Source organism: Streptomyces sp. NPDC086023 (assembly GCF_044540325.1).
GTDB lineage: Bacteria > Actinomycetota > Actinomycetes > Streptomycetales > Streptomycetaceae > Streptomyces.
Map to the genome: position 1 here is coordinate 53,018 of NZ_JBITRX010000023.1, position 12,519 is coordinate 65,536.

Annotated in this window: 13 protein-coding genes; 7 read left to right on the forward strand and 6 right to left on the reverse strand. The window is 76.2% G+C overall.

What is annotated here, in order from left to right; translation table 11 throughout:
* Positions 1–88 precede the first annotated feature (88 nt).
* The 3 genes from ACIF6F_RS32085 to ACIF6F_RS32095 are packed head-to-tail and all read left to right on the forward strand — an operon-like array spanning position 89 to position 4,198.
* On the forward strand, positions 89–595 hold the full coding sequence (locus ACIF6F_RS32085) for a hypothetical protein (RefSeq protein ID WP_399955055.1): 507 nt from the start codon (positions 89–91) through the stop codon (positions 593–595).
* Positions 583–3,468: an ATP-binding cassette domain-containing protein gene (locus ACIF6F_RS32090; RefSeq protein WP_399955180.1), complete on the forward strand. Its 2,886-nt coding sequence runs from the start codon at positions 583–585 to the stop codon at positions 3,466–3,468. The genes ACIF6F_RS32085 and ACIF6F_RS32090 overlap by 13 nt, the downstream gene beginning before the upstream one ends.
* Positions 3,458–4,198, forward strand: a complete 741-nt coding sequence (locus ACIF6F_RS32095) for an ATP-binding cassette domain-containing protein (RefSeq protein WP_399955058.1) — start codon at positions 3,458–3,460, stop codon at positions 4,196–4,198. The genes ACIF6F_RS32090 and ACIF6F_RS32095 overlap by 11 nt, the downstream gene beginning before the upstream one ends.
* Here ACIF6F_RS32095 and ACIF6F_RS32100 read toward each other — a convergent pair.
* Positions 4,098–4,793 (reverse strand): transglycosylase family protein, encoded by a 696-nt coding sequence (locus ACIF6F_RS32100; RefSeq protein ID WP_399955061.1) that lies wholly within the window; start codon positions 4,791–4,793, stop codon positions 4,098–4,100. The genes ACIF6F_RS32095 and ACIF6F_RS32100 overlap by 101 nt on opposite strands.
* 298 nt (positions 4,794–5,091) lie before the next feature.
* On the opposite strand from ACIF6F_RS32100, the gene ACIF6F_RS32105 reads away from it, so the two are divergent.
* Positions 5,092–5,889, forward strand: a complete 798-nt coding sequence (locus ACIF6F_RS32105; RefSeq protein ID WP_399955064.1) for a hypothetical protein — start codon at positions 5,092–5,094, stop codon at positions 5,887–5,889.
* 136 nt (positions 5,890–6,025) lie between these two features.
* Positions 6,026–6,460, forward strand: a complete 435-nt coding sequence (locus ACIF6F_RS32110) for a hypothetical protein (RefSeq protein ID WP_399955067.1) — start codon at positions 6,026–6,028, stop codon at positions 6,458–6,460.
* A 24-nt stretch (positions 6,461–6,484) separates the two neighbouring features.
* Here ACIF6F_RS32110 and der read toward each other — a convergent pair whose 3' ends face one another.
* The 5 genes from der to ACIF6F_RS32135 form a co-directional block, all read right to left on the reverse strand.
* Positions 6,485–7,939, reverse strand: a complete 1,455-nt coding sequence (gene der / locus ACIF6F_RS32115; RefSeq protein ID WP_399955070.1) for a ribosome biogenesis GTPase Der — start codon at positions 7,937–7,939, stop codon at positions 6,485–6,487.
* 99 nt (positions 7,940–8,038) lie between these two features.
* A complete protein-coding gene (locus ACIF6F_RS32120; RefSeq protein ID WP_399955073.1) occupies positions 8,039–8,743 on the reverse strand; it encodes a lysophospholipid acyltransferase family protein in 705 nt (234 codons plus the stop codon).
* A complete protein-coding gene (cmk, locus tag ACIF6F_RS32125) occupies positions 8,701–9,405 on the reverse strand; it encodes a (d)CMP kinase (protein ID WP_399955077.1) in 705 nt (234 codons plus the stop codon). Before cmk ends, ACIF6F_RS32120 begins: the two co-directional genes overlap by 43 nt.
* Positions 9,406–9,547: 142 nt before the next feature.
* The gene (locus ACIF6F_RS32130) at positions 9,548–10,636 is read right to left on the reverse strand and encodes a prephenate dehydrogenase (RefSeq protein ID WP_399955080.1); all 1,089 of its coding nucleotides are present in this window, start codon (positions 10,634–10,636) and stop codon (positions 9,548–9,550) included.
* Between the two features lie 346 nt (positions 10,637–10,982).
* Entirely contained in the window at positions 10,983–11,432 is a 450-nt protein-coding gene (locus ACIF6F_RS32135; protein ID WP_399955083.1) for a YidB family protein, read from the reverse strand.
* 161 nt (positions 11,433–11,593) lie between these two features.
* Between ACIF6F_RS32135 and ACIF6F_RS32140 the strand changes: the two genes are divergently transcribed.
* Together ACIF6F_RS32140 and ACIF6F_RS32145 are read left to right on the forward strand one after the other, a co-directional pair.
* Positions 11,594–11,938 carry a DUF952 domain-containing protein gene (locus ACIF6F_RS32140; protein WP_399955086.1) on the forward strand — a complete coding sequence of 115 codons (345 nt, stop codon included), beginning with the start codon at positions 11,594–11,596 and terminating at the stop codon, positions 11,936–11,938.
* 76 nt (positions 11,939–12,014) lie between these two features.
* On the forward strand, positions 12,015–12,509 hold the full coding sequence (locus ACIF6F_RS32145) for a Rieske (2Fe-2S) protein (protein WP_399955089.1): 495 nt from the start codon (positions 12,015–12,017) through the stop codon (positions 12,507–12,509).
* Positions 12,510–12,519: the final 10 nt, after the last annotated feature.

The window sequence follows — 12,519 nt, forward strand, 5'->3', positions numbered from 1 at the left end:
GGGTCTGACGCTTCCGGGCATAGTGCAAGAAACCAGCCGCCGTCCGGTCCTCCGGGGCCGGTGCGCACCACCGTCGAGGGGGTTGCCGATGCGGGACGCTCCGCGCCCGGCGCTGTGGGCCGCCGTGGGGGCCCTGGTCTGCGGGGCGCTGCTGTGCGTGCTGGGGTGGTACGGGATCTCCGGCGAGCGGTACGCCGAACGGCAGCTGCCCTACCTGGCCTCGTGCACGGTGCCGGGGGCCGCGCTGGTGGTGGCGGGCGCGGTCCTGCTGGCGGCGGTGCTGGTGCGGGGCGGGGCGGCGGACCGGGTTCCGGTTCCGCTGCCGGACGGCCGTCAGGAGCGGGACGGGGCGGTGCCGTTCGGGTCCGGGGCGAGGTCCTCCGGGTCGGGGGCGGTGGCGTCCGGGCCTGGGCTGTCCGGGGCATTGGCCTCAGGGGCCTTGGCGTCCTCCGATGGGCCGCCGCTGCGGGTGCCCGGCGGGACGCTGGCCCACCGGCCCGACTGCCCGCTGGTGGACGGCCGTCCGGACGCGGAGGAGGCGGCCGGCGCGGATCTGACGCCGTGCCCGGTGTGCGAGCCGTCGTGGCCTCGCTGACGTACGAGCTGACGCTGGCCGGGCTGGCGGTCGGCAGTGCCGCCGCGCTCACCGGGATCGGGCTGATCGTCACCTACCGGGCCACCGGGGTGCTGAACCTCGCGCACGGTGCCGTGGCGATGGTGTGCGCGTACGTGATGCGCCAGCTGGCGGTGGAGTGGCACTGGCCGGTGCCGGCCGCGGGGGCGGTCACGCTGCTGCTGGTCGCGCCCGGGATCGGGCTGCTGCTGGACCGGGCCGTGTTCCGGCCGCTGGCGGTGCGGGGCGCCGGCCCCGACCTGACGCTGGTGGCCTCCATCGGGGTGTTCGTGCTGCTGGTCGGGGCGGCCGTGCTGGTGTGGGGGCCGGGGGCGCGGGACGACGCGCCGGTGCCGGTCGGCGGCGAGCCGTGGTCCCAGCTGGCGGCGGCGGTGCTGGTCGCGCTGCTGGTGGCGGTGGTGACCCGGCGTACGCGCTTCGGGCGGTCGCTGCGGGCCGTGGTGGACAACCGGGCGCTGGCCGCGCTCGGCGGCATCGACGCCGACCGGGTGGCCGCGGTGGGCTGGGCCTTCGGGTCGTTCACGGCGGGGCTGACGGGGGTGCTGCTGGCCCCGTACGTGCGGCTGGACCCGTACGGGCTGCCACTGCTGGTACTGGAGGTGGTGGCGGTCGCCGTGCTGGCCCGGATGCGGAGCCTGCCCGTGGCGATCCTGGCCGCGCTGGCCCTGGGGGTGGCGCAGGCCCAGCTGACGCGGTTCCATCCGGAGGGCTGGGCCGCGCCGCTGCTGGGGGCGGTGGCGGCGAACCTGTTCGTGCTGGCCCTGCTCGCGGCGACGCTGCTGGTGCCGGTGCCCGCGGGGGAGGCGCCGGAGCGCGGGGCGGCGGGGCCGGCGGGTGCCGGCGGCGGATGGCGGGTGGGGGGCCGGGCGCCGCTCGTGTGGTTCGCGGCCGGGTTGCTGTTCCTGCTGCCGCTGGGGTTCGGCGGGGCCGACCTCCAGACCGCCGTACGGGTGCCGGCCCTGGCCGTGGTGCTGCTGTCGCTGGTGGTGGTCACGGGGCGCGGGGGTCAGATCTCGCTGGGGCAGGCGGCGTACGCGGGGCTGGGGGCGCTGTTCACCGCGCTGCTGGCCGCCGGGCGGTTCCCCGGGCTGCCCGCCGTGCCGGAGCCGGCCGCGCTCGCCCTCGCCGTGCTGCTGGTGGCGCCGCTCGGGCTGCTGACCGGGTGGCCCGCGATCCGGCGCCACGGGCTGGCGCTGGCCCTGGCCACCCTGGCGGTCGGGGTGGCCGTGAGCCGGTTCGTCTTCGCCCAGCCGTACGCCACCGCCGGACTGGACCTGGGCCGCCCGGCCGGCTTCGCCGAGGACCGCGCGTACTACGCCCTGGAGCTGGTGCTGCTGGCGGGGGCCCTGGTGGCGGTGGGGGCGCTGCGGCGGGGGCGGACCGGGCGGGGGCTCGCCGCGATGCGGGACCATCCGGCGGGCGCGGGGGCGGCGGGGGTGGCCGTGGACCGGCTGAAGCTGGGGGCCTTCGCCGTCGGCGCCGCGCTGGCCGCGCTGGGCGGCGGGATGCTGGGGATGGGGGTGCGGGCCTTCGACCCGGAGGCCTTCGACCCGGTGCGGGGGCTGCTGTGGTTCGCCGCGGTGGTGGTCGTGGGCGCGGACAGCATGCTGGGCGCGCTGCTGGCCGCCGCGCTGCTGGTCGGCCTGGACGCCGGTGCCCGGGGCGGTGTCGCGGCCGCCGCGATCGGGCTGCTGGCCACCCTGATCGGGCGCTTCCCGACGGGCCTCGCCGGACTCCTGGCGCCCCGCTCAGCCACGCCGGCGCCGGCACCCCGAACCGCTCGGGCGCCCACCCCTGGCCCCCCGGCCGAACCCGGGCCCGAAGGCCGCGCCCCGGCGCCGCACGCTCCCCGCACACCCACCGCGACCGCCCCACCGGCACGCCCCTCCCCCGCGCAGGCCCCGGAACGCGAGCCGGGCGAACCGCCGGGGAGCCCCACTGCCGTTCCGGGGCGGAGCCCGGGTGAACGGGAGAAGGGCGGGGAGGGGCTGGCCCCGCAGGGCACGGGCCCGGCTCCGCCGCCGGCCGGCCCGGGCCCGGCCGTCCGCACGGCGCCCGCCACTCAACGGGCCCGCCCCCGCGGAACACCCGACCCGCGGGGCCCGGGGGCCCCGGCCGGCGTGGAGCGGCACGTCGCGCCGGGGCCGGGCGGCCGGGGTGACGTCCTGCGGGCCGAGGCGCTGCACGCGCACTACGGGGGGTACCACGTGCTGCGCGGGGTCGACCTGGCCGTGCCGGCCGGGCGGGTGACGGGTGTGGTGGGGGCGAACGGGGCGGGGAAGAGCACCCTCTTCCACTGCCTGGCCGGCACGCTGCGGCCCAGCGGCGGCCGGGTGCTGCTGGGCGGACGGGACGTCACCCGGCTGCCCGCGTACGCGCGTGCGCGCCTGGGGCTGGTGCGTTCCTTCCAGCAGCCGGCCGTGTTCGGTTCCCTCACCGTCGAGGAGAACGTCCGCGTCGGCGCCGAGCAGGGCCACCGCCCGGCCCCCCGGTCGGTCGAGCGGGCCCTGCGGCTGCTGGACCTCGACGGCCCGGTGCGCCGCGCCCCCGCCGCGGGGCTGCCCACCGGGGCGCTGCGGCGGGTGGAGCTGGCCCGGGCCCTCGCGGCGGACCCCCAGGTGCTGCTGCTCGACGAGCCGGCCGCCGGCCTCGACACGGCCGAGGTCGAGGCCCTCGCCCGCGTCCTGCACGCCCTGGCCGCCGACGGTACGGCGCTGCTCCTCATCGAGCACGACCTCGACCTGGTGGCCCGGCTCGCCGACACCGTCCACCGCATGGAGGCCGGTGTGCTCCGCCCCGAGCTGCTCCCCTCCTGGACGCCGCATGACCGTTGACATTGCAATGTCAGGTGTGAAGGTGCGCTACGGCCCCCTGGAGGCCCTGCACGGCGTGGACCTGGCCCTCCCCGCCGCCACCCTCACGCTCCTCGTCGGCCGGAACGGATCCGGCCGCACCTCCGTCCTGCGGGCCCTGGCGGGCGCGGTGCCGGTCGCGGCCGGCACGGTGCACTGGCGGGGCGAGGACGTGACGCGGATGCGGGCCCACGACCGGGCGCGCCGCGGCCTGTGCTTCGTACCGGACGAGCGCGCCCTGTACGGCACGCTCACGGTGGCCGAGAACCTCGCCCTGGCCGCCCCCGTCGGCGGCCCCGAGGCCGCCCTGGAGGCGTACCCGGCGCTCGCCGCCCTGCTCCCCCGCACCGCGGCGACCCTGTCGGGCGGTGAGCAGCGCCAGCTCGCCGTGGCCCGGGCGCTGCTCGCCGCCGGTGCCCGCCCGGACCCGGTGGTGCTGGTCGACGAGCCGGTGCAGGGCATGTCCCCGGAGGTGGCGGCCCGTACGTACGGGCTGCTCGCCGGTCTCGCCCGGGCGGGGGCAACGGTGGTGGCCGCCGAGCAGCGGGTGCCGCGGGCCTTGGCACGCCCCGGCGTCCTGGTGCACGAACTCGTGCGCGGGCGGGTCGCGTTCAGCGCTGAGGCGGTGGAGCCGGTGGCAGCGCTGCTGCCGCGACCTGCGGAAGGGCCAGGATCCAGCCGATCCGCAGGACGTTCGGAGTGGCCCCGATGAGCGCGGAGTTGAGCCGGTGCAGCTCCTGCCAGCCGCCCTTGACCCGGTACCTGCGGGCCACCGAGTACAGGGTGTCGCCGGCCCGCACCACGTGGGCGCGCCCGCTCAGCCCGTACCGCTTGGCGCACACCGGCCAGGCCTCCCACCCCTGCTCGGGCAGCAGGTCTTCGGCGACCCTGATCTGCTGTGCCCGGGTGGCGAGGTCGGCGCGGGGCGCGTAGGCCTGCCCGCCGTACCGGACCCAGGTGGTCTGCCGGAACTGGAGCCCGCCGTAGAAGCCGTTGCCGGTGTTGATGTTCCAGCGGCCGCTGCTCTCGCAGTCGGCGAGGCAGTCCCAGGGCCAGGTGCCGCCAGGTCCGCAGTCGCCGGGTCCGGTGCCGATCACGCCCTCCGAGCCGACGTGCCCGACGCCGGCGGGCCCGGGTGCCGGGGGCGGCGGTGCCTGCACGGCCGCCGGGAGGGACGCACCCGGGGGACGCAGGGCCGGGGTCCGGGAGTCCGGGCCGGCGGCGTGGGCCCGTACGGCCGCGGGCGGGACCAGCGCCAGCGCGGCGGCGGCCAGCAGGACCGCCGCCAGGTTCCGGAGGGGAGGCATCGGGTCACGCTACGCACCGCGTTCGGGGGGCCCGCCGTGCCGCGCGGCGAGGTCACGCCGGCCCACCCGGTCGGCCCAGGCCCGTCGGCCACCCGTTCGTGCGACTTCGGACAGCGAGAGGCCCGCAACGACCAGGAACCGCACCGAAGGGAAAGACCCGGGTGGCGGGTTCACCCGGGTGGTCGGCCGGTTCGATTCCGTTCCCCTGAACGGCGTGACCCCGGCCGCGGGTCCCCCGTTGAGACCGGAAGAGCCGGGAACCGCCCGGCCACGCACGTCTAGTCCGAGGAGTCACCCCGTGCCGCGCATGCTCGACGTCAGTGATGACGTACGCGCCGAGATCGGCGACGAAGAAGCCGAACTCCTGCTCCGGGGCGAGACCGCGCCCGGCAGTTACGACTGCACCTCCTGCCGCACCCCGGGGGACTCCGAGCGGGAACGCACCAGCACCGTGCTGTTCGTCGGCGACGAGACCGCCGTGCTCGCCTTCGCCCACGCCACCTGCATCCCCTCCCAGGTGGTGGCGGTCTCCGAAGAGCAGCTCCAGGGCGCCGTCCGCAGCATCACCGGCGACAGTCCCTCCCCCGACCTGGCCCAGGCCGTGCCGCAGAGCGTGCCGGGCGGCCAGGCCGTCCTCGGGATCACCAGCGGGCTGGTCCTCATCGGGGGCGAGCTGTACCCGGCCCTCGTGGTGGAGCCGACCGCGCCGATCGCCCGCCCCGGCACCACCGGTCCCGGCGACGACTTCCTCCCGCTGCTGATCGAGCAGGGCTTCGTCCCGGTCACCGACATGGCCTCGCTGCCGTCGGCGCTCTCGGGCTGGTCGGTGCTGCTCGCCATGGGCAAGCTGCACGCCGTGCTCCAGCCGGGCCCGAACGGGGGCAGCCCGGTCGCCTGGTGGCAGGCCCACCAGGCGCTGCCGGTCACCGAGGGCTGGCGGGCCGCCGCCAACCGCTCGCAGAAGGTGCTGGTGTACGCCGCGCCGGTGGGCTCCATCGGCCAGCAGCCGCGCGAGGACCTGCTGCGCGACGCCCTGGACAAGGCGGCGGCCTCCGGACTGCTCGTGGCGGCCGAGCTGCCGCTCGCAGGCACCTGATCCGTCGCCCGGGACGGGCGAGCGGGACGCGCCGGGGGTACACGTCAGGGCCGTGTTCGGGTCCGGGTACCCCCGGCGATCTGCGTTTTTGCCGCCGCGCCCGCATCCGAGCGGCCCCGGGGGTCGTTGGCAGCACGTGCACTCATACGAGACCTCTCGCCAGCAGAGCCACGGCTACGGCCACGTCCCCGCGATGCGCCCCGCGCGCGAGCGGGAGCCCCACGGCGGCTCGCACACCCCGATCTACGACGCCCTCTGCTCGGAGTACCTGCGGGCCTTCCGGGCGCTGCCGGGCGACCGTACGGGCGAGGAGGACCTGGGGTTCGCCGGCTTCGGTGCGCTCACCAGCGGGGGCTTCCTGAGCTCGTACGCGGAACCGTGGACGCCGTGGGGCGACCGGCCCGGAGACCGGCCCGGCGACCGCTACGGGGACCGGCCGGGCGACGGCTGGCAGGTCCCCTCGTACGCGGGCGGGCACGGTTCCGCGTACGCGTACGCGGGCGGGCGGCAGCACCAGTCCGGAACCCACGTCCCGGCGGCGCTGCCGCCCGCCCCGCGCCGGGGGGTCTGAGCCCCCCGTACGCCCGTACGTCGCCTACTTCTTCTTCTGGCCGCGCTTCTCGCGGACCCGGACCGAGATGTGGATCGGGGTGCCCTCGAAGCCGAACTCCTCGCGCAGGCGGCGCTCGACGAAGCGGCGGTAGCCGTGCTCCAGGAAGCCCGACGCGAACAGCACGAACCGCGGGGGCTTGGTGCCCGCCTGGGTGCCGAACAGGATGCGCGGCTGCTTGCCGCCCCGGATCGGGTGGGGGTGGGCGGCGACGATCTCGCCGAGGAAGGCGTTGAGGCGGCCGGTCGGGACGCGCGTCTCCCAGCCCGCGAGGGCCGTCTCGATCGCCGGGACCAGCTTCTCCATGTGGCGGCCGGTCTTGGCGGAGACGTTCACCCGGGGCGCCCAGGAGACCTGCTGCATCTCGGTCTCGATCTCGCGCTCGAGGTAGTAGCGGCGCTCCTCGTCGAGGGTGTCCCACTTGTTGTACGCGATGACCACGGCGCGGCCGGACTCGACGGCCATGGTGATGATGCGCTGGTCCTGGACGCTGATCTTCTCGCTGGTGTCGATCAGGATGACCGCGACCTCCGCCTTCTCGACGGCGGCGGCCGTGCGCAGCGAGGCGTAGTAGTCGGAGCCCGACTGGAGGTGGACCTTCTTGCGGATGCCGGCGGTGTCGACGAACTTCCAGGTGACGCCGCCGAGCTCGATCAGCTCGTCGACCGGGTCGCGGGTGGTGCCGGCCAGCTCGTTGACGACGACCCGCTCCTCCCGCGCGACCTTGTTGAGGAGCGAGGACTTGCCGACGTTCGGGCGGCCGATCAGCGCGATGCGGCGGGGGCCGCCGACGGTGCTGCCGCCGAAGGTCTGTGCCGGGGCCTCGGGGAGGACCTCCAGGACGGCGTCCAGCATGTCGCCGGTGCCGCGTCCGTGCAGCGAGGAGACCGGGTAGGGCATGCCCAGGCCGAGGGACCACAGGGCGGCCGCGTCGGCCTCGCCGCTCTGGCCGTCGACCTTGTTGGCGCACAGCACGACGGGCTTGCCGGCCCGGCGCAGCAGCTTGACGACGGCCTCGTCGGTGTCGGTGGCGCCGACCTTGGAGTCGACGACGAAGACGCAGGCGTCGGCGGCCTCGATGGCGTACTCCGCCTGGGCGGCGACGGAGGCGTCGAGGCCGAGGACGTCCTGCTCCCAGCCGCCGGTGTCGACGACCTTGAAGCGGCGGCCGGCCCATTCGGCCTCGTAGGTGACGCGGTCGCGGGTGACGCCGGGCTTGTCCTCGACGACGGCCTCGCGGCGGCCGATGATGCGGTTCACCAGGGTCGACTTGCCGACGTTGGGGCGGCCCACGACGGCGAGGACGGGGAGCGGGCCGTGGCCGGCCTCCTCGATGGCGTCCTCGACGTCCTCGATGTCGAAGCCCTCTTCCGCGGCGAGCTCCATGAACTCCGCGTACTCGGCGTCGCCGAGCGCTCCGTGGTCGTGCTGGTCGTTCATGAAGTCCGTTCCTCGTCGTTCGTGGTGGTCGGTGGCACCCGCGGGGCGGGTCCACTACTTGGTCGTGGCGGTGAGCCGCTCCCTCTTAGAGAGTCTCACCTAGCGCCCGGTGAGGCGCCTGGCGTTTTCCAGGTGGGCGGTCAGCCGCTCCTGGATGCGTACGGTGGCCTCGTCCAGCGCCTTGCGGGTGCGCGGCCCGGTGCCGCCCGCCCGTCGCACGCCCTCTTGGGCGTCGAAGGCGTCTCCGAAGACGACGTCCACGCGGCCCTTGAGCGGGGGCAGCGCCTTGATCAGGCGGCCCTGGCGGTCGGTGCTGCCGAGCACGGCCACCGGGACGATCGGTGCGCCGGAGCGGACCGCGAAGTACGCGAGGCCGGCGCGCAGCGAGGCGAAGTCGCCCTCCCCGCGGGTGCCCTCGGGGAAGATGCCGAGGACGCCGCCGGTCTCCAGGACGCCGAGCGCCCGGGTGATGGCGGTGCGGTCGGCGGTCGTGCGGTCCACGGCGAGCTGACCGATTCCGCGCAGGAACGGGTCGAGCGGGCCGACGAACGCCTCCTTCTTGATCAGGAAGTGCACGGGGCGCGGCGCGGTGCCCATGAGCATCGGGCCGTCGATGTTGTGGGCGTGGTTCACGGCCAGGATGACGGGTCCGGTGGCGGGCACCTTCCAGGCGCCGAGCACGCGGGGCCGCCACAGGCCGTACATGAGGCCGATGCCGATCCGGCGTCCGACCGCCGCTCCCCGGGGAGAGGGCGTGTCGTTCACTTGGCGGCCCGCTTCTCCTCGACCAGGGTGACGACGCACTCGATGACCTGGTCCAGGGTGAGGTCGGTGGTGTCGACCTCGACGGCGTCGTCCGCCTTGGCGAGCGGCGAGGTCTTGCGGCCGGAGTCGGCGGCGTCGCGCTTGATCAGGGCGGCCTTGGTGGTGGCCAGGTCGGTGGCCTCCTTGCCCTTGAGCTCGCCGCTGCGGCGGGCGGCGCGGGCCTCGGCGGAGGCGGTCAGGAAGACCTTGAGGTCGGCGTCCGGGAGGACGGTGGTGCCGATGTCGCGGCCCTCGACCACGATGCCGCCCTCGGCGCCGGCGGCGATGGTCCGCTGGAGGTCGGTGATCAGGGCGCGCACCTCGGGGACGGCGCTGACGGCGCTGACCTTGGAGGTGACCTCCTGGGTGCGGATGGGGCCCGAGGCGTCGAGGCCGTCGACGGTGATGGTGGGCGCGGACGGGTCCGTGCCCGAGACGATCACCGGCTTGGCGGCGGCGAGGGCGATGGCCTGCGGGTCCTCGGTGTCGATGCCGTTGCTGAGCATCCACCAGGTGATGGCGCGGTACTGGGCGCCGGTGTCGAGGTAGGAGAGCCCGAGCTTGGCCGCGACGGCCTTGGAGGTGCTGGACTTGCCCGTGCCGGAGGGACCGTCGATGGCGACGATCACGGCGGACGAAGCGGTTTCCACGGTGTCTTGCACCTTCCTGGTTGCGCGAGCGGTGTCCGGGCGCGCGAAAACGCCCCTCTCCAAGGTTACCGGCCCGGCGGGGCGGCCCCCGCCGGGCGGTGGCGGCGGGGCCCCGGTGCCGCGGCGGGCGGGCGAGGGACGCCCCCGGTACCGGTCACCGCTGGCGCAGGGCCCAGCCGCTCTCGCGGAGGGTTGCGGTGAGGGCAACCACGGCGCGGGGCTCGACCATCAGCTGGACGTGGCCGGCCTGCTGGCCGGTGGCGTGCTCGATGCGCACGTCCTCGATGTTGACGCCGGCCCGGCCGGCGTCCGCGAAGATCCGGGCCAGCTCGCCGGGCTGGTCGCTGATGAGGACGGCCACCGTCTCGTACGCGGCGGGGGCGGTGCCGTGCTTGCCGGGCACGCGGGTGCGGCCGGCGTTGCCGCGCCTGAGCACGTCCTCGATGTCCGCGGCGCCCTCGCGGCGCTCGTCCTCGTCGCGGGACTGCAGGGCGCGCAGGGCCCGTACCGTCTCGTCGAGGTCGGCGGCGATGCCGGAGAGCACGTCGGCGACGGGGCCGGGGTTGGCGGAGAGGATCTCGACCCACATGCGGGGGTCGGAGGCGGCGATCCGGGTGACGTCTCTGATGCCGCCGCCGCAGAGCCGTACGGCGGTCTCGTCGGCGGTCTCCAGGCGGGCGGCGACCATGCTGGAGACGAGCTGGGGGGTGTGCGAGACGAGGGCGACGGCCCGGTCGTGGGCGTCGGCGTCCATGACCACGGGCACGGCGCGGCAGAGGGCGACAAGCTCCAGGGCCAGGTTGAGGACCTCGGTGTCGGTCTCGCGGGTGGGCGTGAGGACCCAGGGGCGGCCTTCGAAGAGGTCCGCGGTGGCGGCGAGGGGGCCGGACTGCTCCTTGCCGGCCATGGGGTGGGTGCCGATGTAGGTGGTGAGGTCGATGCCCTTGGCCTCCAGCTCGCGCCGGGGGCCGCCCTTGACGCTGGCCACGTCGACGTAGCCGCGGGCGAGGCCGCGGGTCATGGCGTCGGCGAGGGCCGCGGAGACGTGGGCCGGGGGGACGGCCACGACGGCGAGGTCGACCGGGCCGTCGGGGGCCTCGTCGGTGCCGGCGCCGAGGGCGGCGGCGGTGCGGGCCTGGGCGGGGTCGTGGTCGGCGAGGTGGACCGTGACCCCGCGTCCGGCGAGGGCGAGCGCCGCGGAGGTGCCGATCAGTCCGGTTCCGATGACGACGGCGGTTCTCACGGGTGGCGCTCCTTGGTCGGGGGGCGGGCTGGGCTGTCCAGCGTAGTCAGCCCGTGACGCGCCGCGCGCGACCGCCCGCCCACCGAGACGATCTTGCCCGTCGGGGGGCCCGGACGGCGGGCAGGGGGTACGGGTGGACCCCCGATCCGGTGCCCGGGACGCACGGACGGCGGCGCGCGGGCGGCCGGACATCCCGACGGCGGCGCCGAGGGGACTCGGAGCCGCCGCGTCGGGGGCGGCGGCCGGGCGCCTGCCGCGCCGAGGGGCGCCGGGCGGGCGGCGCGGCAGGGAGCGCCCCGCCGGGGTGCCGGCGCCGGCCCGGCGCCCGCGGCCCCGCGTCAGGGCCTCACAGGTTCTGCGCGCGGATGATCTCCTCCAGCGAGCCGCTCGGGAGGGTGCCCTGGGGCGTCAGCCGGTCGACGACCCGGGGCAGGGAGCGGGCGATCTCGTCGGCGGCCTCCTCCGGGGAGACGCCCGCCTCCGCGGCCGCCTTCCGGAGGGCGTCGTCCGGCAGTGCCTCCGTCAGCTGTGCGCCGCTGACCGGCTGGTTCTCGCCGGTGCCGACCCAGGACTGCGCCTGGTCGACGAGGCCGGACCTGCTCAGCATGTCCAGCAGTGCACCGAGCGGGTTGCCGTTCGCGTTCCCCGCGCCCTGGCCGCCCGCGCCGTGGCCGCTGCCGCCCGTGAGGGCGCCGAGCAGTGCGCCCAGGACGTTGCCCGTACCGCCGCCCTGGCCGCTGCCGCCATTGCCGCCGAGGAGACTGCCCAGCAGGGAGCCGAGGTCCTTGCCCGCCATGGTCACGCCTTTCGAGTGAGGGCCGGAGCCCGCGCCGGTGCGGGTCCGGTACCGGGCCGCGGGGCCGTACGGCCGCCGGGCCACGGACAATGTCACCCGGACCACCCCGTACCGCCACCTGGCGGACGGCGGCCCGGACGCCTCTGCGGTACAACCGGGGCATGATCTTCCACCTCGTCACGCTCGCCGACTGGTCCGCCGACCCCGACCTCCCGTACGCCCCGCCCTCCCTGGACTCCGAGGGTTTCACGCACTGTTCGGCGGACCGGCCCACCGTCCTGGAGATCGCCGGCCGGTACTACCGGCAGGTGCCGGGCCCGCTGCTGGCGGTGGAGGTCGACGAGCGGGCCCTCACGTCGGAGGTCCGCCGGGAGGGTGAAGCGGGCGCGCGCTACCCGCACGTGTACGGACCCCTCGACCGGGCGGCGGTGGCGAGGCTGTGGGAGGTGCGGCGCGACGAGGACGGCGTACCGCTGGACCTGGTCCCGTGGAGCGGCGCCGCCTGAAGCGGCGGCGGGTGCTTCTCTTGGGGACCCGGGCGCGCCAGGATGCTGCACCTGAGCGACGACCCGAGGAGCGAACATGCGTGAAGACACCTCCCGCCGTGCCCTGATGGCGGCCGGTGCGGCGGTCCTGGCGACCGGCACCCTGGCCGGCTGCGGTTCCGACGACGACGGGGGCGGTACGGGCGCGAGCACCCCGCCCGCGACGACGGGGGCCGGCACCCCGGCGGAGTCCGCCCCGCCGTCCGCGTCCGCGTCCGCCCCGGCCGAGGCGAGCGGGACGCCCGGGGAGGCGCTGCTGAAGACCTCGGAGGTGCCCGTCGGCGGCGGCACGGTCCTGGCCGGGAAGAAGATCGTGGTCACCCAGCCCACGACGGGCGAGTTCAAGGCCTTCAGCGCGGTCTGCACTCACCGCGGCTGCACGGTCAACAAGGTGGCGGAGGGCACGATCGACTGCCCCTGCCACGGCAGCAGGTTCGCCGTCGGGGACGGCGCGGTGGTGCACGGACCCGCGAAGAAGCCGCTGCCCGGGAAGGAGATCACCGTCGAGGGCGGCGAGATCCGGCTGGCGTAGCCTCGCCCCC

Coding starts and splice junctions, on each gene's coding strand:
- ACIF6F_RS32085 (WP_399955055.1), top strand. CDS start 89: ATGCGGGACGCTCCGCGCCCGGCGCTGTGGGCCGCCGTGGGGGCCCTG.
- ACIF6F_RS32095 (WP_399955058.1), top strand. CDS start 3,458: ATGACCGTTGACATTGCAATGTCAGGTGTGAAGGTGCGCTACGGCCCC.
- ACIF6F_RS32100 (WP_399955061.1), bottom strand. CDS start 4,793: ATGCCTCCCCTCCGGAACCTGGCGGCGGTCCTGCTGGCCGCCGCCGCG.
- der (WP_399955070.1), bottom strand. CDS start 7,939: ATGAACGACCAGCACGACCACGGAGCGCTCGGCGACGCCGAGTACGCG.
- ACIF6F_RS32135 (WP_399955083.1), bottom strand. CDS start 11,432: ATGGCGGGCAAGGACCTCGGCTCCCTGCTGGGCAGTCTCCTCGGCGGC.
- ACIF6F_RS32140 (WP_399955086.1), top strand. CDS start 11,594: ATGATCTTCCACCTCGTCACGCTCGCCGACTGGTCCGCCGACCCCGAC.
- ACIF6F_RS32145 (WP_399955089.1), top strand. CDS start 12,015: ATGCGTGAAGACACCTCCCGCCGTGCCCTGATGGCGGCCGGTGCGGCG.